Source organism: Salegentibacter profundi, assembly GCF_054121475.1.
Window position 1 is genome coordinate 109063 of record NZ_JBSYGG010000011.1, and the last position, 22652, is coordinate 131714.

Consider the following 22652-nt stretch of genomic DNA (forward strand, 5'->3'; position numbering starts at 1 on the left):
TTAGTACCTATCAGTCATACGAAGGAAAAATTTCCTTCAATTCCTCCACAGATACCTGTCTTCCGTACTGGCATAGTTCAAAGGCTTCAGCATATTTATAATTTTCACCCTTCTCAGAGCCGTACAATTCTATCAAACGTTGACGGTATTTATCGGCCACACCCGCAACTCTTTTTTGATGAACCCCCAGAATATACTCCTGCCGTTCCTGGGCGTCCTGAGGTACATCAGGGAGATATCTTCCTCCCCAGGAATCTGCATCTTTAAATTGTGAAGGCATAGACCTTATGCAATTCCATTTATTTTCGGCAACTTCATCAATACCTACTACAATGGTAGGGTCCGAAGGATAGGGTTTTTCAAAATTATCAGAATAATACATAAAAATAGGATTCTGTTTAGTTGGTGGAGTTAGAGGCATAAAGAAAGGTGCAGCCACCAGAACTGCAGCATCTTGTAATAAGACGCCGGTATATCTGTGATCTGGATGATAATCATAAGGGCGATGAAATAAGACCAAATCTGATTCCCATTCACGAATAAGCTTAGCTACTGTCCTTCGATTTTCTAATGTAGGCATTAGCTCTCCATCATGAATGTCCAAAACTTCTACTTCAATCCCTAGGGATTCGGCACATTCCTGAACTTCTGCTAATCTTCTAATTGCCAAAGGTCCACCTGCTTCTTTAAAATGTCCAACATCACCATTGGTCATGGCTACAAATTTTACTTTATGCCCTTGTTTAGCCCACATAGCAGCTACGCCACTTGCTTTTAATTCAGCGTCATCAGGGTGTGCACCGAAAGCAATAATATTTAACGGTTCTTTATCTGGTTGTGCAAATAAAGACGACACTATGGCACCCAACATAATTACAACCAGTGAAATTTTTTTTTTCATTCCAATAAATTTTAATTGTTAACCCGTTACGAATTGTGAGGAAATATCACGTCGCAACGTAACTCGAAAAATAAGTTATACGAGATTTTTCTCTACTATTTTTTCTTCTGATATTGCTAAGCCATAGGCATGGAGCCAATACTAAATAAAAATAATACCTCCTTATAATAGTTCCAGACTATGAGACTGTTAAGATATTAATGAAGTTCCGGTGCCACTTGTTCAGTTGAAGTCACTCCAGGAGGAAGCTCTGTTATTGTTAAATTTCGAAAGTGGATTTCTGCGCCTTCAGATTCCAAGCAGATATAACCTTTTTTCTGGGATGCCTGACTAAGTCCATTAACAAATTTCCCATTAACAGCAAGTTTTACCACTCCGTCTATAGAAATGACGTCATAGGTATTCCATTTTCCTTTCCCTTTGGCTCGATTTTCAATCGATTTACTTCTGGTTCCCCTGGGATTATCAGGTTCTGTTTCTACTCCTCCAACTCCAAAGAGTTCGCCATGAACGTAGGCCACTGGTGGCAAAACTCCGTCCCGCTTGTTAAGATTTACCCAATCGAGTTCGAGCATTTGTACTTCAATACCATCAGGAAGACGATTTTTACCAGGATTCGCACCACTCCATACAAAAATCCCAGAGTTTCCTCCCGGCTCCATATGTTTCCATTCAACATGAAGTATAAAATTTTCATATTGCTTCTCGGATCTTACTACTCCAATAGGTTGGCCCGAACAAACTAAAATACCATCTTCCTGAACAGACCACGTGTTGTCCAACGTATTAACATTTATCCATTTAACAGGAGATCCTTCATCAGAAGCTGCTGAGATAAGATTCTCCATCCGATCTGTTTTGCCAAACTCAAATTCAAAACTTTGATCCTGGGCATTACAAAAACTGCTTGCAACTAATAAGGTAAATACACATAATTGTGTTATCGCTATTTTCATCGAAATCTTCATAGAATTATATTTAATCATGAATTCTCTTTTCCGCCTTGTTTTAGTAAGCTTCATTTTTTACAGAACTTTTGTGACTCCAGGGACAGGTATTCCTGGGCCCGGATATTTCAAATCCCAACTGTAGTTTTCAGGACCTAACACTATATCAGAATTTAACGCTTCTTCCCAGGTTAAAGTCTGTCCGCTGTATGCTGCCATTCTACCCATAATTGCCATCATGGTACTATTGCTCATAATATCCCCGTCATTTATAGGATTACCTTGTCGAATCGAGGCAAAAAGTTCATTATGTTGTGTCTGATAAGGATTATTTTTTTCGCCTTCATATCGCCATTTGTTTTCACCGGTAATTTTGGTTTGATTACCAATGTAAGCATTACCTTTAGTACCGGCGATTTCAACCGTGTTTCTATTTGAAGAATCAGGCCAATGACGGCAAAAATTAAATCCTCTTACCTCATTTTCAAATTCGAACTCTATGCCAAAATGATCATAAATGTTCCCGTATTTCTCTGCAACTCTTACCTGTCTCCCTCCGTTTCCAGTTACCTTAGAAGGCATTTCATTGCCCAAAGACCATGATATCAAATCCAAACCATGCACGATCATTTCAACAATAAAATCTCCTGAAAGCCAATTATAATAATACCAATTTCGCATCTGATATTCCATATCACTCCATTCAGGTTGCCTCGGTTTATACCACACGCCCCCACCATTTCGGGTATGTGAGATGGTTCTTACATCTCCTATTTCTCCATTTAAAATCCGTTTATAAAGTTCTCGGTTTTCATTGGAATATCGTAAGGTGAAACCCGATACCAGGGAAAGATTTTTCTCCTTAGATTTTTTAACCGCTGCCATTACCTTCCGCACACCGGGTGCGTCAACAGCAATAGGTTTTTCGCAAAAGATATGTTTTCCGGCATCTACAGCTGCAGTAAGATGATCTGGCCGAAATGCAGGAGGAGTGGCCAAAAGTACAACATCTACACCCGAATCTATTAATTTTTGGTATGCATCAAAACCAACAAATTGCCGTTCTTTTTCAACCTGAACTTTGCTTCCGTGAGCTTTGGTAAGGATATCAAGAGAACTGTTCAATCGATCTTCAAATGCATCGGCCATGGCATATAACACAACATCCGGATCCGCATCCAGGGCTTGAGCAGCAGCTCCTGTGCCCCTTCCACCGCATCCTACTAAGCCAACTTTCAACCTGTCTTTACTTCGGGAAAACATGGGGTTCGGAAATCCCATGTTCAAAGCTGCAGCACTATAAATCACTGCCGCTCCCGTTGTTTTAATAAATGTTCTGCGATTATTAATTACCAATTTTGAATTACTATTTTTCATATTTCAACTTTTTATTTCTGATCACCTCCGAGTTTAAATTTCCGTGATTAGTTACTGGAACAAAGGATTTCTAAGAAATCCCATGTCACAGCAACGGACTATTCAAACATTCTAATTCTGTCAAACCCGATAACCGAAAAATTTTGCATTAGAGTCTGAACATATTTCTTCTTTCTTTGGAGAAATTAATAACCAGGATTTTGGGTTATAACGTCATTAATATCCATTTCGCTCTGGGGAATAGGCCAACAGTAATCCCTCTCTCTAAAACTTGCTTGTTGACCATAGTTCATTATTTCCCACTCTCCTGTATCCTCATCAATATAGTACATTCCTTCTAGCAATCCGGCCTTTTCCTCACCAATTTCCCAGCGGTTGATATCAAATAATCGCAGGCCTTCAAAGGCTAATTCTCGGGCCCGCTCATCCCGCACGATTTGTCTTAATTCCGCCTGAGTTTTTCCTTCAGTAATAGGTGGCATCTCAACAGTTGGTCGTTGCCTGATTTGATTTATAGCATCATAAACTGACTCGTCGATCTCGCCCAATTCAATTTTTGCCTCGGCATACATTAATAAAACATCAGCATACCGCATAAGGATCATATTCACATCACCAAGATCCGGATTATCCTTAAAAGACTCATAGTCTACCCATTTCTTTAGGTTATAACCATAAAGGGTAGACCATTCACTACTACTTACTCTATCGGGCGTATTACTGGTTGGCCAGGAATTATATATATTGTCACCAATCGGCTGACCAGTGTAATAAACGTTATAATTCCACCTAGGATCTTTGTTCTCATATGGGTCATCCGGATTCATTTGTCCAACATATTCATATTTTTCAAATAACCCCATCATTGGTTCAACAGTAGAGTTCCCCCCTATGGAAGCTGCTGAATATCCGAAATTGTTATAAGTATCTCCACCTATTGTATATTGTCTGTCAAAGATAACTTCCTGAGAATTTTGACCCTCAACTTGGAAAAGCCCTTCATAATCCGGATAAAGCCCATAAACACCCAGATCCATCACGGCTTTAGCAGCATCACGCGTTAATTCAAATTTACCATTCCGGAGAGCAACTCTAGCTTTTAAAGTTAATGCTGCTCCATGGGTAGCCCTACCAACATTATCTGTAGAATAGCTTTCGGGAAGTGCCTTGGAACTAATAATATCATTTAGTTCTTCAATAACAAAGCTTACTATTTCTTCTTTACTATTTGTAGGTCTTTGTTCATTTACCTCGAGCGGCTCGAGGATTAATGGCACATTACACCATAAACTAGACAACTGTGTATAATAATAAGATCGAAGGAACCTTGCTTCAGCCTCAAGTCTTTCAAGGACTTCAGGATTTCCTTCTTCAACTCTACCAATATTAGCAAGAACATCGTTTGCTTTACGTATAGCTCTGTAATACCCGTTCCAAAGTCCCGTTATTGTACCATTAGAAGGGTCTATTTCTCCTAAACGTACATCATTAAATGTGGGGACATTTGATGCAGAGCGAAATCCTATATCTGTAATACCGTCTAACTGGATGACCATTGTAGTCCCATCCAATTCAGCATAAACAGCATTTACTGCAAGACGGGCATCTCGTTCAGTTTGCCAGTACACTGTTTCAGAAACCGCCCCGGTAGGCTCCAGATCCAAACCTGAATCCAGACCATCTTCACATCCCATTAAAAAGGAGACAATGATAAAAAATAGAACTTTGAAAATATTGTGTTTTTTCATAATATAATTTGTTTTATAGTATTAGAACGTCACATTTAAACCAACACTCATAGTTTGTGTATGTGGAAAGAATTGACTTCTCCCTCTGGGGGTTTCCGGGTCAACAAGGTCTTGCGGGGTAAGGGTGATTAAATTTTCACCAGATACATAAACTCGGAAATTCGAAACTATATTCTGGTCTACAGTATACCCCAATTGAATATTTTTCAATCTGGCATATTTGCTATCAATTAACCAAAAATCAGATTTCACAATATTCCAGGAGTTACCACTGGTTACCAAAGGCCAGTCACCATCAGGATTTTTTTCAGGATGGTATCTTCTTTCGGCCATTTCTTTGTGTATGAAATTGGAAAAAGCAGGACCTTCGGGTATTGCTCCATCTAATAAATGTTGTTTTTTCAACACACCTTGCCAGAACATAGAAAAATCAAATCCTTTATAAGAGGCGTTCATTTTAACACCAAATTCATATCTGGGATCTTCATTTCCTATTATAACCTGGTCTCCTCCAGGAGCAATGGATTGAGAAATCTCCCCATCTCCATTCACATCTTCATAAATGATGTCCCCAATACCAGCATTTGGATGAAGTCTTGCAGGATATTGTTGCAGATCTGCCTCGTTACGGTATAAACCGGGAGATGTCAAACCTCGTAAGGCATTCATAGATTCTCCTTCTTTCCATATAGTAAAATTATCAGGGAAAAATGGTCCTGCTCCTTTTAAATCTTCAATTGTATTAATAACATCTGAAAAGTTTATTCCGACAGAGTAATTAAAAGCATCCTCTGATTTAAACGGGCTTTGATAATTCAAACTTATTTCATAACCATTGTTTGATACCGCTGCTGCATTTTGGACCGGAGCGTCTACCCCAATGGTTCGGGAGATTGGTAATGCAAGTAAAATATCATCAGTATACTTCCAGAAATACTCAGCAATCAACCCGACCCTGTCATCGAAAAAGGTCATATCCAGCCCAACATTAGTCATAGTTGAGGTTTCCCATGTTATGAGAGGATTACCTGCCTGCGTAATAGCAGCACCGGGAACGACCTGCCCTCCAAATTGATAACCTTGGTTAAGATCATAGGTACTTCTAAATCTGTTAAGACCAATAGTCTGATTTCCTAATTGCCCCCAAGAGCCCCTTAATTTGATCTTACTTATAGCTGAATCATTCAAGAAATTTTGAAAGAAACTTTCATTTGTGATATTCCACCCCGCAGAAACGGAAGGAAACAAACCCCATCTGTGCCCTTCTCCAAATCTAGAAGATCCATCATACCGTAAGTTAGCTTGGATTAAATATTTATTGTCAAAGGAATAATCAAATCGCCCAAAAAAGGAGCGAAGACGCCATTCCTGGTTATATCCATTAATGTTTTGATTTTCTCTACCTCCAGCATTCAAATCCCGGAGCTCATTGTTAAAAAAGTCCTGCCTGGTTGCTACAACATTTTTGAACTGATTATGAATTTCTTCATACCCAGCTAATACATTCAATTCATGAACATCCAATTCTTCAGAATAATTCAAATATAATCTTTGGCTCAATTCTCTTTCTGAATTCTGGGTTTCTCTCAAAACATTTGTTGCAAACCATCCTGAAACCTGCTGTGGTTCACCGGTTACATAATTTGTCATACCAGCAAGACTGTTTCTAAACCGTGAGTCATTTTCATGTTCGAGTTTATAAGATACATTTCCCTCCAGAGAAAATTTATTACTAATAGTATACTCAAAGCCTGCTTGAGCAACCACATCATCACTAAGCCGCTCGGTTTCCCCCTCATTTGCCATGGCATGAGGATTCCAATATCCCGAGACTAGGTCATAAGTACCATCCGGATACCTCATTACAACATTTCTGTTTATATGTAGGAGCCCTTGGGTAATTCGTTGTCCATTGAATCCAGGGCCGCTAAAATCTCCATTTCTGTACATTAGGCCCATCTTAAACGTCAATTTGTCATTTGCATACAAATCAGCATTCATGCGCATTGTCGTTCTTTTATTATTAAAGTTCTGGAGAATACCATCTGTATCACTATAATTTAGTGAAGCAAAAACTCTTCCTACCTCTCCTCCACTTGAAATTTGAAAAGTATGTTGTTGCATAAGTGCATCCTCATTAAAAATCCCTTCTTCCCAGTTAGCCCAAGGAAATTCAAAAGGGTTGGTGCCTGCAACAGCATTTGAGATGTATTCTTCGCTAAATATAGGAGATCCACCGGCATTTACCTGCGCTTCATTTTCCAATCTTAGCCATGATTCGGTATCTGCTTTTTCAGGAAAAAAACTAGGGTTTTGAATTCCTACAAAATTGTTATATGACAAAGAAGTACCGCTTACGGCACCTCGCTTGGTGGTGACAAGAATCACCCCATTTGCTGCCCGTGAACCGTAAATAGCTGATGAAGCCGCATCTTTCAAAACGGAAATGGATTCTATATTTTGAGGCTCAACAGTATTAAGTGACTGTTCAATGCCATCCACTAACACCAAAGGATTGGAGTTATTCAAGGTGCCAATTCCCCTGATCCGTATCCCAACATCTTCATCCCCAGGCGCGCCCCCCTGATTCATTATGGTTAATCCCGGTGATTGCCCTTGCAAAGCTGTTGCAGTATTGGTAACAGGACGACTTTCAATATCTTCCCCTGAAACAGAACTAATTGCTCCTGTTACATTTGCCCGTTTTTGAGTTCCATAACCCACAACTAACACTTCTTCCAAAGCCTGGGCATCTTCCTCCAATTGAATATTAATAGTCGCATCTCCGCTAACTGTTCTTCGAACAGTTTGCATTCCTACATACGTGAAGACCAAAACTGATTGGGAAGAATTCACTTTAATAGTGTAATTCCCGTCAAAATCTGTTAAGACTCCATTATTCGTCCCTTCTTCCTGGATTGTTACGCTGGGAAGGGGCATACCATTAACATCAGTAACAGTACCATTCACTTCAACGCCTCCAGATTGAGCGAAGACAGACATTTTCAAGAGCAAAAAACTTAATAAAATAAACAATGATTTTTTCATGCTTAATCTTTTGGTTTGTTAAAAATAAATTTTCAAAACACAGTTTTTGAAAATTCAAATTATATTTTTTTCGTTTAGAAAGTAAATTAAACTAAAAAGAATGTTAAAAACAAAAGAATAGCAAGAAATATTTTCTTAACAAAAAAATCATTGTATTAATAAAACTGTTTAAATTTAAGGATACATAGGCATTACACAAAAAAAATATCAAAAATATTAGACTGATATATATTCAACCTAATTATTCTCATTTTACTGCATGAAGCTAAAAACTTTCATATACGAAAGTATTAGATTATTTTTAAGTGTATTTAAAAGCATAAATTTATTAATACTTTTAGATCTTATATTGCCTTAATAGATTTATCATGATTGTCTAAAGCAATTCCATTCAGTTTATTTCGAAAAGAATTCTAGCTATTTGGGTTGGGTGCAATAGAATAGCACCTAATAAAGATTACTAATAAATATTTAATGGTTTAGTCAAGAAAGTTTTAGATGAATTTCATGAAAACTGTTTTAAAACAATAGAATAGCCCGGCATTTTTAGCTTGAAATACTGTGTAAAAGCAATACACAATAATGAAAAATAATTATTTGTATTCTTTTCAATTAAAAATCGCAGCATTATTTCTTTTGTAAATCAACCTGCAATATCATTGCGCGAAATCATATTTTATAAAAAAAATCATCTGGGAGGGAAAGAAGAAAAATGGCCACGACTGCCAAAATAAGTCCAATCAGCAGAATTGGCCCGGGCACCACGTTATACATAATGAGGGAAAGCACAATGGTTATTAGGGGAGCCAAACCAATTAAATGAACAACTATAATAGCTTTACAATAGTGGAGGGCATAAACCAGCATAAGTACCCCTACGGAATTCAACAAGTGAACCACGCCGCAAGATAAGGTCCTTCCATTCCTAGATTGATTGGTTGGTCAAAATCAGTCATCCATAACGCAACCGTAGATAAGAGAACGGCAGCAACTGCCATATAGAAGAAAATACTTTCTGCTTTCATGATTTCATTAGAAAACTTCATTACGAAAAACTGTATTCCCAAACTGCAAAAACCAGTATTGATAAAGCCATCCAAAGATAACCTCTTACATCAGAAGCCCCCGGCTCCTGATAAGAGAGAAAAAAAAATGCCACTATAGCTGTTCCTATTCCCACCCATTTGAGTAAAGTAGTTCTTTCTTTTAAAAAAATTACCGCTAAAATAATAGTAGGGCTGGAGAAAGCGAGATAAGGGGGAAAATTATATAGGCTGGCCCATTGTGAAGTACCTGGAAAAGCAAGAGCTGCCCACCCGCTCCAAGAAAACCTATCGCCAGACCCAAAAAAAAACGGATCTTTTATCTATTTCAATTCTCCAGTTTACAAAATAAGAAGCAACTAATGCGGATGATATCATTGTTAAGGCCCAAATTACATATCCCAATGTTGCCGGAAAACCTGCTTTTTAAGGTAATTCTATAAGTGCACCCCAAACACCCCAAAACAAAGTAGTTATAATCGCATATGATAACCATGAGTGAGAAACTTTCATTTTTCTAATTTTAAATTTTCACACCTACTCAAATCATGATAACGCTTGGTCCATGGATTGAAACCTTAAATGCAATATACTAGCAGACATATCCTTCACTAAATCAGGAAACTTATCCAGATGATTCGCTAATTCTAAAACCGAACATTTCCCTTATTCAATATTTGGCGCTAGATTTTATTTTCTTTATTCCTCATTTTAAAATCCTTATTTAATCAATTAATAGAACTCCAAACTTCTCATATCATGAAAAGAATTACCTGTCTGTTTCCACGACAATATCTCTGGACCTTTATCATAATCCTCGCGATAAAAATTTGGCCGCCATTTGGTTCCAACTTCCGGAGGTACATTAGTCAGAGGTCTCAGAAGTTTATAGGGTATAAAAAATTCGGCGGTCAAACTTCAAATTGCTACATTACTTTTCCTTTCTCCTCCTATAAGACAAGACGCATGTCGCGTTTTCCTATCCTGGTCATAATGAAATGGCTGTCACCTTACAAGATCTCCATTATAATTAGAGATTAATATGGGCAATTCATAATTCATTGAGGAAATCTCATATTCAAAATAAGCCGGAAAAATTTCATTGAGCCAAAGGAAAACTTCTATAACATCTTTCGTCCATATATCCATGAAATCGGCCTGCATCGCTGAAGTAATTCTCTTATCCTGGCAATGAAAAAGGAAATAAATCCCGGTTTCAGAATAAAAGATTTTTATTTATGTTACCAGGCTTTCCTTAAAAGTTTTTCATTGGGAAAGTACTATCCATTTTACCCTAACCCAGTTAGTATGAGTACTTGCTCTGTTAATTTTAAAATCCGGCGACTTCGTTGCTTTTATAATTCCATGTTATCCAATTTTTAAAAAAAACGATTGCACCCCAAAGTACCTCACAAAATCATAGAAACCAAGTAATCAAATCTATCTCCATGATTAATATCCAAAGCCGGGATCATATTTCTCATTGAATGATCAGGATATAAGTTCCCATTCCTGTCTATTGCGGAATGTAAACGCCACGGCTCTTCATCGGGATCGAATTTCAACCGCCTTAGATCATGAACATATCCACTTTCCACGTGAATAATATTCCCTAAGAGCTTTTGAGGAACCATATTTAAAAGAGTAAGATCCCTAAAACCTCCTAAAACAATACTGGCCCACTTTCCCGTTTTTTCAAAAGTCTCGACTATTTCCCAGGCTTCTTCTAAATTCTGAACAAGAGGCACTTCACATGCAGTATGTTTATTAGTCCTCATTGCAGCAAGGCAAACAGGTGCATGCCATTTCCAGGAAGTAACAACAATGACAGCATCCAGTTCTTCCTCTTCCATCATTCTATTAAAATCTGTTGGACCACGCCCATATAAACGGGGAGTTGGCAGTCCTGCTTCCTCAATCCATCTTTTTGCTCGATATAAACGTTCAGGCTTAATTTCACATATTGCAGGCACCTCGACTCCTTCTATTCCCAGCGCCACAGAAAGATGCCTTGATCCCCTACCTCCTATTCCTACGAATCCAAAGCGCAATGGTTTGGTTGAATTAGTGAAATTTTGTGCCATTACCAATTGGCAATCCCAATCCCGCCAAGGTCAACCCCCACATAGCTGTTGTGGAATAAGTGAGAAATTTTCGGTGGTCATAATTGTTGTTACTCATAACTTCAAAGTTTAATGATTAGCTGCACCCTTGAACATATTTAAAATCTTAAGAGCATTTTTGTTGTAGAGCTTTTCCAGCACCTCATCCGGTAAGTTATACCATATATCATCCATCTCCCCTGAAGGTGGTGACTTTTAGTTGGATCAATATATTCATCATCGGTCTCCAAAAATCGATAGTAAACCTGATAAGCCTCAGAATCCGGAGGGGTATCTGTTCCAAAAAGATCCTATCCTGATATTTTATCATAAACTTACGTGCTGTAAATGGCTGGCGACCTAGTTCACTTATACGTGCATCTATATCCACATACATACTTGGATATTGCTCTAACCATCCGGCCACACGACCAAGATCTTCAGCTAAATTTCCCATATGAGTAGATACGAATATAGTATTAGGATGTTTAGCAATAACCCTGTATAACTGTTCAAGAATTTCATCCTTGGAATAAGGAAATTCGTTTCCATAAAATGACCAGTCGGGATGTGCACCTAGCTCTTCATAATGCTCATTGTACCTGTCAACCGGAGTATGAAAAGCCACCGGATCTGAAACATGAATCACCACAGGGATTCCTAGCTCACCACATTTTTCCCAGATGGGGTCCGGGCGTGGATCATCTACAGGAATTACCTTCCCATTTTCATCCTTTACTGTGAGCCCCAGTGCCTTGGGAATTTTAAACCCCGAATCCCCATTTTCACCGCATCTTCCAGCTTTTCAGCTTCCGTTCTTCCAAAGTTTGGTTTGTTAACTATACTAAAATCCGGTCTAAAAAAAACTAAAAACCGATCTCTCCCAATTTTCTGAGAGACTTTTAAATGATTTTTATAAAAATCCTCAGCAGATCTTCCATCTAAGCTCACAAACTTCCACACTCTGGATTTATCCATTTCTTCAAGATATTTTTCGGTCTTTTCAAGATTTCCTAAATGATTGTGAAAATCAATAACGGGATAGCTCGGAGTATGGGCTTTTGTCTCCTTTACGATAAGTTGGCTCAAAAAGAACCTATTGATAAAAACAAAAAGAGTAATACAGCCGGATAAATTAAAATCTGGTTTATCATTTTTTACTATTATCTCTTATAGAAACTTCTCATATAAGGATTTCTCCAGATTAACAAGTATTCAACTTCTCCTTCTATACATTTGAACCCTATATCATTAAAAATTTAAGAAACGCGTACAAAATTTACGATAAACCTTTCGTAACCTTTGCTAATATACTTTTTTAGAAAAAAAACTAATAAAATTCCTAATTTATTCTAATACTGTTTTGCATTTTTCCATTTTATCAAAAATAAATATGAACTCCGGTAGCTTTGTAACAAAGAATTAAACGTAAAAAATTAAAATTGATTTATCAATGAAATAGCATCAAAAAGTTTAAAAAAAAAGAAATACGAAACTTTTTAGTTTCAGTTAATTTGTTTTAAATTTGAAAACAACAGAAAAATAACAAAAAAATAACAAAAAATGGCAAAACCAATTGGCGAAAAACGGAACCTCCATACCGAAACTGAAATTGAGGGACAGCCAAAGCTATGGGATGCGATTTATGATTTAGTACTGCGAAAAAAACCGGAAATTAAACAATTTCTCCTTCCTTTATTTCATAAACAAAATCTCCAAATTATATTAACAGGAGCTGGATCTTCAGCATTTATTGGCGAGGCCGCCCAGGGTTTGGTTCAAAAAAATACTGGCTGCAACACCAAAGCCATAGCAACCACAGACATAGTAACTCATCCACATTTATTTTTTCAACCAAAAAATCCAACATTACTAATTTCTTTTGCACGCTCAGGTAACAGCCCTGAAAGTGTGGAAACAGTGAAATTAGCTGATTCATATTGTAAAGAAGCATACCACCTTATAATCACCTGTAACAAAGACGGGGAACTCATGAATTACGCAAGGGGAAACAGTACCAGATCTTATGCTATATTACTTCCGGAAGCCTCGAACGACAAGAGTTTGGCAATGACGGGAAGCTTCACATCGATGTTATTAACCGTGCTATTGATAAGTGACATAGAAAAAATTGATCTTAAAAGAAATGAAGTTGAACAAATTTTACTTCAAGGAAATCTCCTTTTGGAGAATGCTCAGAACTTTAAAGAGATTTCAGCCAGTGATTTTGAACGTGTGGTGTTTTTGGGATCGGGTCCAATGTTAGGTGTCGCTCGCGAATGCCAACTAAAATTACAGGAACTTACAGATGGAAAAGTAATCTGTAAACATGATTCTTTTTTGGGTTTTCGTCACGGTCCGCGCTCGGTAACTAATAATAAAACCTTATTGGTTTATTTGTTCTCACCAAATGACCATGTCTACAAATATGAACTGGACCTTGCGTTGTCCATTGCAAAAGACCCACGAAATATTCCCTGCCTCAGTATAGGACGTGAATTAAACAAAAAGCTAAAGCCCAGCCTAAATATTGACCTTAAACTTAAGCAAGAACAAGACTTAAATATCATACCTGCAAGTTTGGTGGGGCAATTATTAGGATTTTACAAGTCATTAGAATTAAATTTAAACCCGGATAATCCATCGGTCTCTGGCTCAATAAGTCGGGTAGTCCAAGGGGTCACTATCTATAAAAACCCCACAATCCCTGTACAATGATATTAAATGTTTGTCCAAATCCTTCTATAGATACATTTGCTTGGTTCGATGATTTCAAAATCAATCAGACTAATCGTATTACAAAGATCGAAGAATTTCCTGGCGGTAAAGGCACTCATATAGCTCTTGCATTGGCCGAGCTGGGGGAAAAACCCTTATTGTTTGGGAATTGGGCAGGATATACTGGTGAATGGATCAAAAATGCCAGCATAGAAAAAGGAATAGATGTTCTCGGTGTTCAGTTAACAGGAAATAATCGTAAATGTTATACTTTTCGTTCATTAAATAATGATCTAAGTAATACTGAAATCCTGGAGCCGGGGCCAGAGATGACTATGAAAAACTGGTTGGAATTTAAAAAATTATTTGAAATGAAAATTTCGAAAGCAAATACAATTTGTCTTTCGGGATCATGGCCTAAAGAAGCACCTAAAGATGCTTATTTTCAGCTTATTAAAATTGCAAAAAATCAAAATAAGAAGGTTTTTCTGGATTGCAGTGGAATTCAGCTAATTAAAGCTTTGCAATCAACGTTTTTTGCCCTTCACCTCAATGAGCACGAAGCTTTCCAGTTTTGTGGAAGTGATAATTTTGATGTTCTACTTAAAAAGCTGGATAACAAAATAGATCTAGTTGCACTTACCAAAGGTAAGGAGGGTTTATACATGAGATATAAGGAAAAGACCTACTTTGCTAATGTTGAGATTGAAAAACCAATAAGTACTGTGGGCAGTGGGGATTGCCTTACTGCAGGTATAGCCTGGGCATTCGAAAAGGGGTTAACAGGAGAAGAAATAGCCTCATATGGAGTGGCTTGTGGAGCAGCAAATTGTCTTAACGAGGAACTGGGAATGCTGAAAAAGAAAGATGTAAAGGATATATTACCAAAAGTAAAATGTAAAATATTAGAAAATGAGTCCTAAAAAACTTCTTGTTGTAGGGGAATTAAATGTAGACCTAATCTTGAATAGCATACAAGGATTTCCTCAAGTTGGAACCGAAATAGTTGCTGACTCCATGGACTTTACTCTCGGTAGTTCTTCTGCAATAATGGCATCAAATATTTCGATATTGGGAGTTGACACCTCTTTTTGCGGAATGATCGGAAGTGATAAGTTTGGTGATTTTGTACTTGAACAGCTTCATCTAAAGAAAATTAATACAAATTATATTATAAAATCACCTAAATATAAGACAGGAGTAACTGTTGTGATGAATTATGATCAGGATAGAGCGAATATTACTTTTTGTGGTGCAATGAAGGCTCTTACGATAAATGAAATCCCCTGGGAAAATATTAATAATTTTCATCACCTTCATCTTTCTAACTTTTTTCTTCAGGAAGGGATAAAAAACGATATTACCAAAATCTTTGAAAAAGCCAAAGACTCAGGATTAACTACCTCCTTGGATTTACAATATGATCCGACTGAAACCTGGAGTTTTGATTTTAGAACCTGTCTTCCCTATGTTGATGTTTTTTTACCCAACGAAGCGGAAATACTTGCTCTTACCGGTAAAGAAAACATTGAAAGTGCGATTACCGAAATAAGGCCCTATGCCAATATTTTAGCTTTAAAAATGGGAAAAAATGGAAGTCGTCTTATTAATAAAAAAAAGGATATTTCTGCCCCACCCTATATTAGTGAAAACTATAAGGATGCAATTGGTGCAGGAGATTCTTTTAATGCAGGATTTATTTCGAAATTTTTAGAAGAAGCCCCCCTAAAAGAATGTTTAAAAAATGCCAATTTGATGGGATCTATAAACACCACCCGTGCAGGTGGCACCACTGCTTTTTCATCAAAAAAGAGTATAGAAAAGCAAATACAGCAAATTTTAAACCAACACACACAATCATGAAACTTAAAGATAAGCTACAGCAATTCACGAGGGAAGGACGCGGCCTTTTAGCTACAAATTTTTACAATTTAGAGACCCTGCATGGAATTTTACAGGCCGCTGCAGATTTGAAGGAACCTTTGATCCTACAATTAACCAAAAGTTCAATAGATTATATGGGATTGGAAACTGCTGTGACACTTGGACGAAGTGGACTTAAAGAATTTGGTGTTGAAGGATGGATCCACCTTGACCATGGTGGATCGATAGAATTGGTTCAAAGGTGTCTTGATGCCGGTTTTGATTCAGTAATGATAGACGGGAGTGAATTATCTTTTGAAGAAAACGTTAAAATCACAAAAGATGTCGTGGAGCGAGCAAAATCTTATGGAGCACATGTGGAAGCCGAATTGGGATATGTCGCGAAATTGGGACAGTCACATGAGCAACAAGGTTTTACCCAACCGGAGGAAGCAAAGGAATTTGTTAAAGAAACAGGTATAGATGCTCTCGCAATTGCGATAGGAACAGCCCACGGTTTTTATAAGCAAGAACCGGAACTACAACTTAACTTGCTTTCAAAAATAGCTGAAAACAAATCTGCTACCCTAGTATTACATGGGAGTTCCGGAGTTCCAAGTGAGCAATTACAGGGTGCGATATCTAGAGGAATATGTAAGGTTAATCTTGCTACAGAGATTAAAAATGTTTTCATGAAGACCCTTCAGGAGCAGCTTATTAATAATGAAGAAATAGATTTAAGAATAGTTTTTCCAAAAGCCACGGCAAAAATCACGCAGTTGGTAAAAGAAAAATTAGAAATCGTTAAAAACTATAAATAATGCTATCTAAATTTATCGATGCACACGTTCATCTAAACACTACTTCTAACGAAAAAATGAAACTAGCACTGAAGCACAATGTTTCGTTTTTATCAATAAATACTAATATCCCATTTTTCGAGTCGATAGAAGATCAAGAGAAAGTAATATGGAAACTTCAGAAAAAATATCCAGGGAGAATCCAATTTATTACCAGCTTCGATTTTCGGGATTGGGGAAAAGACAATTTTGCCCAGGGAGCAATCGCGCAAATAAAGAGAGGGCTGGCTAACGGTGCGGTAGGTGTAAAAATATGGAAAGACGTAGGTTTTGAACTGCACGATGAATCAGGAAATTTTGTCATGATTGACAATCCTGTATTTGATCCTATCTTTAAATTTCTGGTAGAAAATGATATTTTGCTTATTGGACACCAGGGGGAACCTCGTAACTGTTGGTTGCCGCTAGAGGAAATGACCGTAAATTCAGATAGAAATTACTTTAGGGAGCATCCTGAATACCATATGTTCCTTCAAAAAGAATACCCTACCTACGAACAGCAAATGCAGGCAAGGGATAATATGCTTAGGAAATTCCCGCAACTAAGATACGTCGGACTTCATCTCTTTAGTATGGAGTATAGCATTGAAGAAGTTGCCAAACGCCTTGATACTTATCCAAATACCCTAACCGATTTGGCAGAAAGGGTAGTCCACCTTCAACTCCAAGCAAAAGAAAACTGGCAAGGCGTACGTGAATTTTGCATCAATTACCAGAACAGAATAATGTATGGCACCGATGTCATTGATGACGGTAGTACTTCTGCAACAGATATAGCTAATCGGTTTGAGCAACTTTGGAATTTTCACTATAAATTTTTTGCCACCAATGAAACCATGGAAGCGCCAGAATTTGAGGGTAAATTTAAGGGGCTTAATTTGCCTGAAGAATGCCTAGAAAAAATTTTTTATAATAATGCTAAAAGAACATATAAATTTAATTCATAACATTTTTTAACAACAGGGAATATGAAAAATAACAGAAGAGATTTTCTACGTATAGGTGGCTTAGGCGGGCTTGGTCTCGTAAGCGGTAGCTTATTGAGCTGTAAGGATAATGATATTGCTGCGGCTCCTCAACAAAGAAACCAACGTTTTAATATGTCTGGTTATGCTGCGCCAAAAATTGATACTGTCAGAATAGGATTTATTGGCCTTGGTTCACGAGGTCCAGGTGCTGTTACAAGAATGAGCAAAATAGATGGGGTAGAAATTAAAGCAATTTGTGACCTTTTGCCCAAGGAGGTAGAAAAGGTTAGCAAACTGTTGGAGGGCACAACCCATAATCCAAAGACATATTCTGGCAGCAAGGAAATCTGGAAAGAGATGGTTGACAGAGAAGATTTAGATCTAATTTACATTGCCACACCATGGGAATGGCATGCGCCTATGGCTCTTTACTCAATGGAAGCAGGAAAGCATGCCGCATTAGAACAACCCGCCGGAAAAACCGTAGATGAATGTTGGCAATTGGTAGAAACTTCCGAACGCACCAAAAAGCATTGTATGATGCTTGAAAATGCTTGCTACGATTTCTTCGAATTACTCACCTTAAATATGGCACGCCAAGGATTTTTTGGCGAAATAATACATGGAGAAGGAGCCTACATTCACGATTTGAGAGAACATATGTTTGACAAAGAAGGGTACCAGGATATGTGGCGCCTAAAAGAAAACATAGAGCGCAATGGAAGCTTATATCCTTCTCATGGTTTAGGTCCAATTTGCCAAGTAATGAATATTAATAGAGGTGATCAAATGGATTACCTTACCTCTCTCTCAAGCAATGATTTCCATTTGGGGGACATGGCAAGGGAGCTTGCTGCCAAAGACGATTTTTATGCACCGTATATAGGGCAAAATTTTCGAGGGAATATGAATACTACTACTATAAAAACCAAAAAAGGCAAAAGCATCATGATTCAACATGACGTTACTTCTCCTCGCCCCTATTCTCGGATCCACCTGATAAGTGGAACAAAAGCATTTGCAAGAAAATATCCTTCTGCAAGAATTTCAAAAGGTCATAATTGGTTAGATGAAGCAGAGATGAAAACCCTTGAAAAAGAATATACTCCTGAAATTGTGAAGAAAGTAGGCGATATGGCCAGGCAAATAGGAGGCCATGGAGGAATGGATTTTATGATGGACTGGCGTTTAATTGACTGTTTGAGAAACGGTTTACCGCTAGATCAGGATGTTTATGATGCCGCATTATGGAGCGCGGTAATACCTTTATCTGTAGAATCGGTTAACAACAGAGCAAAATCGATGGATGTTCCGGATTTTACAAATGGAGCCTGGAAATACAATGCACCTGTAGATATTTCTTTGACTGGAGGAGGGACAACAAAAGTTTTATTAAATCAATAATTCATCAAAAGAAAAAAATGATTTGGGGAAAAATTCCTTTTCATTACCTTAGAAGTTTTTATATTGCTCCAATTATTTAATAAAAATGAAGAAAGCCGCGGAACGCAGAACTAACATTTTACAAAAACTCGATAATTTGGGCCAGGTCAATGTTACCGATTTAAGTGAACAATTTGGAGTTAGTGAGGTCACAATTCGAAATGATCTGGATAAATTAGAGAAAAACAAGCTTTTAATAAGAGCCCACGGGGGTGCATTTAAAACCAATAATATAGCTCTTGCGGTAAGTGAAAAAAAGAATATTAATTTAGAATCTAAAAGACTAATCGGCAAAAAAGCAATAACCTTGATTAATGAAAATGACTCCATTATCCTTGACTCCGGAACTACCACCTTTGAGGTCTCCAATAACTTAGGCGATTTTTCAAAATTAACGGTAATAAGTAACGCTTTAGACATTGTTAACAATCTCTCTAAATATAAGAACTTACAGGTCTACATGCCGGGAGGCTTTTTGAAAGAATTTTCTATGTCACTTATCGGCCCTATGGCGGAACGCAATTTCAAACAACTTTATTGTAAAAAATTATTTCTGGGCATTGATGGAGTTAAACCCAATGTAGGTGTATTTACTCATCACATGGAAGAAGCATACCTAAACCAAATTATGATTCAAATTGCTGAAGAAGTTATAGTGGTAGCTGATTCCTCCAAATTTAAAAAAACCGGACTCGCTTTTATTGAAGGTTTTGAAAGTATCCATAAGGTAATAACAGATGTAAATATTGAAGAGGAAAATATAAAAATGTTAGAAAAAAACAATGTAGAGGTTATAATAGCAGAATAATCAAATTAATAAGTGAGAATCTTAGGAACTTCAAAAGATAAGGAAACCGAAATTTTATACGGTAGTTGTAAGATTAAAATTGACGTTGTAACATAACCTAACTGCTAATATAACATGAGTCAAAAAGAATCCATGCTTTATAATTTTTACAGAAAAGAGAAACCGATTTTTTATGTGATGACATAAGGCCCATATCCCTAGGGATTCCTAGAGTAACTTTAGGATTCTAATTCTCTTCGCAGAACTTTCCATAGATCTTAATATTATAATAAAGGGATTTGCTGCCGTTTGTAATAACGTCAAACTATACCTTGAACAAATAAACCAAAAGGAAAAATTTCAAAAACCCTTTTATAGGCGGCAGGTATAAATAAAAGTGTCCCAACATCAATTAAAATTAGGCTTATAGACATTCCATTTTAATCCCGTATTCTTTAAAACTTATGAAGATGGAATAGCCATAACTAAATAAGAGATATAAAATGCAAAACAACCAAGTGAGGTTCAGAATTACTGAGTTCACAACCCACTTGCAGGTAACGAAAATTAACCAGGTGACGAAGTTAAAAATATGATAGGGTCTGTTAATTAAACTCTGTCTGCTCTTTCAATTCCTCTTGGGCTAGCCCCAGAGGAATTGATATTTATTACCAGTGGTATCCGGTCTCCAAATTTAATATAAAATTACTGAATCGTTAGGCTCCAATTATGTAAGAGGACGGTCAATTTCTTCTCAATATTTTTTCTTACCAAATAGACTAGTTTGAGCAGGAACATATCATTGGTAAATGCTTCTTTAGTCTTGGTTACTGTCTGGATCTAACGGTAGAAGCCCTCTACGGCATTGGTAGTGTAAATGTATTGAAAATATTAGAAAGCTGCTCCCAGTTACGCTGCCTGCTTTCCATGACCACAGGTATTTATTACCCCATTTCTCTTCCAGGATCAATAGCTCAGATTTTCTACTTTTAACCAGTACGTAAATCGGGAGGAGATCAACAGGAAATAAAAATATCCTGTATTCTACGATTATAAAGGTCAGTTAAAACCTATAGCCAGAAATTAGCACATTCGCTCTCAGAAATATACATACCAAGAACTTCCTTTTTTCCCTCCTTAGTAAAATATTGTAAAGTGCTTTATGCACGATCCATCTTAACCTTATGATGTATCGCATCAAGCCATACGATACAGTGGTTCTAAAGGACGACCTTGGTCTTACCAGGCTTTGATATCAGGAATGATCTGATCGGTGATCTGACTTAAAACCGTATGGGAAATATCAGTATCGTACATTTCCTTGATATAACTGGAGATGTCTCGATAAATTATTCCTAAACCATATAGCCCGAAAATCTACTCAGAAAGATTATCTGCTAGAATAGTTTCGCGTTTCTTGATTAGATCAGGTTCAAAACTGCTTTGACAATCCTGTGGGGGTATCAATATCGAAAGATCGAAAGCAGCTTTTTATTTTCTTTTCTTTACCATTGCGCTTATTGCCATTAGAACGCACTTGTTTATTAAGATGAGATTCCATTTTTGCTTCAAGAGCTTTTTCAATAAAACTTTTAGGCATAGGTGCAAAGGCACCTTCTTTACCGAAAAGACTCTAACCAGACATAAACTGCTCTAGGGCCTTCTTCTCTAATTGATGTTGTTCTTCTGTTGTCACAGCTCTGTATGAATAAAATTAATTTAAAATTCTATTCAGATAGAATTTATTTTACACCCCCTGAAGAACAGAACACCAATGATTACTGGAGTTTTAGTAATACTCTTTCGGTCTTTTAATAATTCTGTTTTAATTTAATTATATAACTATTAACTATAGTTTAAATTCACCTTGTAAACAAAAACTTTTTTCATGAAACATCTTTAATATAAAATAAATTATAATTCATAATTAAAAATATCTGACAAACAATTAAAATAGAAAATAAAGTTATTTTTTAATCATATTATCTTTGCGTTTAAAAATATATTTCATCATAATGCAAGGAAATAAATAAATAAAAATTATTTTTGGTTATTATTTTTTTTCACTTTGATAATATTACTGCTACAAATACATATAAATGTAAATAATTGATGTATTTGTATTTGATCACCAAAAAAATATGGGATTTATTCCAATACGCTAAAAATCATTTTTAATTAACCATAGATGTCGAAACAATTAAACGATTTTTTCCTATCTATAGTGGATCTGAAGAAAATAAATAATGTAGACCGTAAAAAAAATCTACAAATATTAGAGATTCTAAATCACATGTTCTTAGTTAGGGAAACTACCCAGATGCAAATTTCCAAAAAATTAAATATTAGTAGACCTTCCACTGTTGGAATTATGAATCAACTGATAGATAAGGGAATTGTGGTCAAGAAAGAATCGGCGAAATCTAGTGGAGGCCGAAAACCCAACCTTTTCGCCCTTCACAAACAATTTTTTTTTGTATTGAGTATTCAAATAGTACGATTTAATATCAAACTTGTACTAATTGATAACAATCACACGATAATTAAGGAAGAAATCATTAATTCTACCTTATCATCAGATTCCGAAATCGGAAATTTACTAATTGAACATTCCCTGAAATTACTCAATTCTGCGAAAATAAAAATGGGTGATCTTATTGGTATAGGAATTAATGTACCCAGTCTTGTTTCTGCCCATACCATTGATAAGTTCAGCTCTTACTCTTTCCAACTGGAGTTGAAGATCATTAAGAATAATTTTGAAATTAAATTTAAAAAACCTGTAGTCATCCTCAATGACGCTAAAAGTGCATGCCTTGCTGAATTTCGTTTTGGTTTGGCTCGTGA

17 protein-coding genes and 1 pseudogene are annotated in these 22652 nt (G+C 36.7%); 8 read left to right on the top strand and 10 right to left on the bottom strand.

Features of this window, described 5'->3' with window-relative positions; all coding sequences use genetic code 11:
• Positions 1–10 precede the first annotated feature (10 nt).
• The 9 genes and pseudogenes from ACW6NC_RS13310 to ACW6NC_RS13350 all read right to left on the bottom strand — a co-directional run bounded on the left by ACW6NC_RS13310 (position 11) and on the right by ACW6NC_RS13350 (position 12255).
• Positions 11–901 (bottom strand): PIG-L deacetylase family protein, encoded by an 891-nt coding sequence (locus ACW6NC_RS13310; RefSeq protein ID WP_457866715.1) that lies wholly within the window; start codon positions 899–901, stop codon positions 11–13.
• Positions 902–1098: 197 nt separating this feature from the next.
• Positions 1099–1869 (bottom strand): 3-keto-disaccharide hydrolase, encoded by a 771-nt coding sequence (locus ACW6NC_RS13315; RefSeq protein WP_457866717.1) that lies wholly within the window; start codon positions 1867–1869, stop codon positions 1099–1101.
• A 57-nt stretch (positions 1870–1926) separates the two neighbouring features.
• Positions 1927–3225: a Gfo/Idh/MocA family protein gene (locus ACW6NC_RS13320; protein ID WP_457866718.1), complete on the bottom strand. Its 1299-nt coding sequence runs from the start codon at positions 3223–3225 to the stop codon at positions 1927–1929.
• 185 nt (positions 3226–3410) lie between these two features.
• Positions 3411–4973: a RagB/SusD family nutrient uptake outer membrane protein gene (locus ACW6NC_RS13325; RefSeq protein WP_457866720.1), complete on the bottom strand. Its 1563-nt coding sequence runs from the start codon at positions 4971–4973 to the stop codon at positions 3411–3413.
• A 21-nt stretch (positions 4974–4994) separates the two neighbouring features.
• A complete protein-coding gene (locus tag ACW6NC_RS13330) occupies positions 4995–8021 on the bottom strand; it encodes a SusC/RagA family TonB-linked outer membrane protein (RefSeq protein WP_457866721.1) in 3027 nt (1008 codons plus the stop codon).
• 669 nt (positions 8022–8690) lie between these two features.
• Positions 8691–8927, bottom strand: a pseudogene (locus tag ACW6NC_RS13335) (EamA family transporter); the annotation flags it as partial.
• Positions 8928–10473: 1546 nt separating this feature from the next.
• Positions 10474–11148, bottom strand: a complete 675-nt coding sequence (locus tag ACW6NC_RS13340) for a Gfo/Idh/MocA family protein (RefSeq protein ID WP_457866723.1) — start codon at positions 11146–11148, stop codon at positions 10474–10476.
• Between the two features lie 205 nt (positions 11149–11353).
• On the bottom strand, positions 11354–11929 hold the full coding sequence (locus tag ACW6NC_RS13345) for an amidohydrolase family protein (RefSeq protein WP_457866747.1): 576 nt from the start codon (positions 11927–11929) through the stop codon (positions 11354–11356).
• Positions 11902–12255 (bottom strand): hypothetical protein, encoded by a 354-nt coding sequence (locus ACW6NC_RS13350; RefSeq protein WP_457866725.1) that lies wholly within the window; start codon positions 12253–12255, stop codon positions 11902–11904. Before ACW6NC_RS13350 ends, ACW6NC_RS13345 begins: the two co-directional genes overlap by 28 nt.
• 474 nt (positions 12256–12729) lie before the next feature.
• Between ACW6NC_RS13350 and ACW6NC_RS13355 the strand changes: the two genes are divergently transcribed.
• From ACW6NC_RS13355 to ACW6NC_RS13385, 7 genes are all read left to right on the top strand, one after another.
• Complete coding sequence (locus tag ACW6NC_RS13355) at positions 12730–13884, top strand: SIS domain-containing protein (RefSeq protein ID WP_457866727.1); 1155 nt, start codon at positions 12730–12732, stop codon at positions 13882–13884.
• Complete coding sequence (locus ACW6NC_RS13360) at positions 13881–14807, top strand: 1-phosphofructokinase family hexose kinase (RefSeq protein WP_457866729.1); 927 nt, start codon at positions 13881–13883, stop codon at positions 14805–14807. The genes ACW6NC_RS13355 and ACW6NC_RS13360 overlap by 4 nt, the downstream gene beginning before the upstream one ends.
• Complete coding sequence (locus ACW6NC_RS13365; RefSeq protein WP_457866731.1) at positions 14797–15747, top strand: carbohydrate kinase family protein; 951 nt, start codon at positions 14797–14799, stop codon at positions 15745–15747. Before ACW6NC_RS13360 ends, ACW6NC_RS13365 begins: the two co-directional genes overlap by 11 nt.
• Positions 15744–16568, top strand: a complete 825-nt coding sequence (locus ACW6NC_RS13370) for a class II fructose-bisphosphate aldolase (RefSeq protein WP_457866733.1) — start codon at positions 15744–15746, stop codon at positions 16566–16568. The genes ACW6NC_RS13365 and ACW6NC_RS13370 overlap by 4 nt, the downstream gene beginning before the upstream one ends.
• The gene (locus tag ACW6NC_RS13375; protein WP_457866735.1) at positions 16568–17554 is read left to right on the top strand and encodes an amidohydrolase family protein; all 987 of its coding nucleotides are present in this window, start codon (positions 16568–16570) and stop codon (positions 17552–17554) included. The genes ACW6NC_RS13370 and ACW6NC_RS13375 overlap by 1 nt, the downstream gene beginning before the upstream one ends.
• A 21-nt stretch (positions 17555–17575) precedes the next feature.
• Positions 17576–18979 (top strand): Gfo/Idh/MocA family protein, encoded by a 1404-nt coding sequence (locus tag ACW6NC_RS13380; protein WP_457866737.1) that lies wholly within the window; start codon positions 17576–17578, stop codon positions 18977–18979.
• Positions 18980–19064: 85 nt separating this feature from the next.
• Positions 19065–19826, top strand: a complete 762-nt coding sequence (locus ACW6NC_RS13385) for a DeoR/GlpR family DNA-binding transcription regulator (RefSeq protein ID WP_457866739.1) — start codon at positions 19065–19067, stop codon at positions 19824–19826.
• 1218 nt (positions 19827–21044) lie between these two features.
• Here ACW6NC_RS13385 and ACW6NC_RS13390 read toward each other — a convergent pair.
• Positions 21045–21122, bottom strand: coding sequence for a hypothetical protein (locus ACW6NC_RS13390; protein WP_457866749.1), 78 nt, complete (start codon positions 21120–21122; stop codon positions 21045–21047).
• Positions 21123–21993: 871 nt separating this feature from the next.
• On the opposite strand from ACW6NC_RS13390, the gene ACW6NC_RS13395 reads away from it, so the two are divergent.
• The coding region (locus tag ACW6NC_RS13395; protein ID WP_457866741.1) for an ROK family protein at positions 21994–22652 on the top strand (659 nt) is incomplete at its 3' end.